General features: G+C 55.3%; 1 protein-coding gene. It reads right to left on the bottom strand.

The window, feature by feature from the left end; translation table 11 throughout:
• Positions 1-2179 (bottom strand): DNA-directed RNA polymerase subunit beta (rpoB, locus tag ACOSYY_RS14590; protein WP_421663256.1); only part of this gene is annotated, 2179 nt, incomplete at both ends.

The following is a 2179-nucleotide window of genomic DNA, read 5'->3' on the forward strand; positions in this document are numbered from 1 at the left end:
CACCCTTATTGCCATGTCGGCCGGCCATCTTGTCTCCGACCTGAATCTTGCGCTTCATCGCGATGTAGACCTTGACGAGCTTGATGACACCGGGAGGCAACTCATCCCCTCGCTTTAAACGTCCCACCTTTTCATCGTACAGGGTCTGGAGGATTTCGATCTGCTCCTTCGCCCGCCGCTCGACATCTTCCAGCTCTTTTTGCTCATCGGGATCGCTCAGGATGATGTGCCGCACCGTGTCGTCCGGCAATCGTCTGAGAATCTCCGCCGTCAGCTTGCCTTTCTTTTTTAAGATGACGTCGCCGCTCTCAGGGTCCATCAGATCGCGACCGACCACCTTGCCAAGCAATAACTTCCGAATCTTCTTTGTCTTTTCTTCGTCAATGATCCGCAGCTCTTCATGGTGGTCTCGCTGCAACTTCATCTGATCATCGGTCTCGATGCTCTTCGTACGCTCGTCTTTGTCGAGTCCTTTGCGAGAGAAGATTTTGACGTCGACCACGATACCTTCCACTCCCGGAGGCACGGTTAACGATGTATCCTTCACATCGCCGGCCTTCTCACCGAAGATCGCGCGGAGCAGCTTTTCTTCAGGGGTCAGCTGGGTTTCGCCTTTGGGCGTAACCTTTCCCACCAAAATATCGCCCGGCTTTACTTCGGCACCGATGCGGATGATCCCGCTCTCGTCCAAACTTCTCAGCGCCTCTTCTCCGACATTGGGAATATCTCGCGTCACATCTTCCTTCCCCAGCTTGGTATCCCGGGCTTCTACCTCAAACTCTTCGATGTGGATCGAGGTAAAAGCGTCCTCGCGGACCAATTTTTCACTGAGCAATATGGCATCCTCGAAGTTGTATCCACCCCACGGCATAAATGCCACGAGAACGTTCTTACCCAGTGCGAGCTCTCCATGATCAATCGCCGGTCCGTCTCCGAGCACCTGCCCTTTCTTGACCGGCTGGCCGATCTTCACGACAGGGGTCTGGGTGATGCAGGTATTTTGATTCGACCGCTGGAATTTGATCAGGTCATAGGCGTCCAACCCGGAATCCTTCCCCTTCTTGCCGTCCTTTGAATCGGCCCGCACCACGATGCGTGTGGCATCGACGCTTTCCACGACCCCGGCTCGACGAGCCTGGATGACATATCCGGAATCTCGCGCCACCACCGCCTCCATTCCGGTCCCAACCAGAGGAGCCTCTGACGTCACCAAAGGAACCGCCTGGCGCTGCATGTTGGAACCCATCAGCGCACGGTTGGCATCGTCATGCTCCAGAAACGGCACGAGCGCGGTCGCGACACTCACCACTTGCTTCGGCGACACGTCCATGTATTCGATCTTATCCGGAGGAGCCAGGACAAAGTCTCCCCCGTGGCGGCAGGAAACGGTTTCCAATACCAGCCTGCCCGCCCCGTCCAGTTTCGAGTTGGCTTGGGCGATAATGTATTTGTCACCTTCGATCGCCGAGAGAAATTCGATTTCATCAGTCACACGTCCCTTGACGACTTTCCGATAGGGTGCCTCAATGAATCCGAACTGGTTGATCCGTGCGTAGGTCGCCAGCGATGTAATCAATCCGATATTAGGACCTTCCGGCGTCTCGATCGGGCAAATACGACTGTAATGGGACGGATGCACGTCTCGCACTTCAAACCCGGCCCGCTCTCTCGTGAGCCCGCCGGGACCAAGAGCCGATAGACGCCGTTTATGAGTAATTTCAGCCAGCGGGTTTGTTTGGTCCATGAATTGAGACAGCTGACTGCTGCTGAAAAACTCCTTGACCGCCGCCACCACCGGTTTGGCGTTGATCAAGTCATGCGGCAGCACCGTTTCCATATCAAGAAGATTCATGCGCTCCTTGATGCTTCGCTCCATCCGCACTAAACCCAGCCGGAATTGGTTTTCCAGAAGCTCCCCGACGGATCGCACGCGGCGATTACCCAAGTGATCAATGTCGTCGATCTCCCCTTTGCCGATTTTTAGATTGACGAGGTAGCGTATGACCTCCACAATGTCCTGAGCGGTCAGGGTTCGCTGCTCAAGCGGTAAATCCAAACCGAGCTTCTTGTTCAGCTTGAGCCGGCCGACCGGAGACAAATCGTAGCGTTTGGAATTCAGAAATAGGTTGTCGAACAACGCTCTCGCCGTGTCGACCGACGGCGTTTCCCCCGGACGGAG

The sequence above is a fragment of the Nitrospira sp. BLG_2 genome (genome assembly GCF_049222245.1).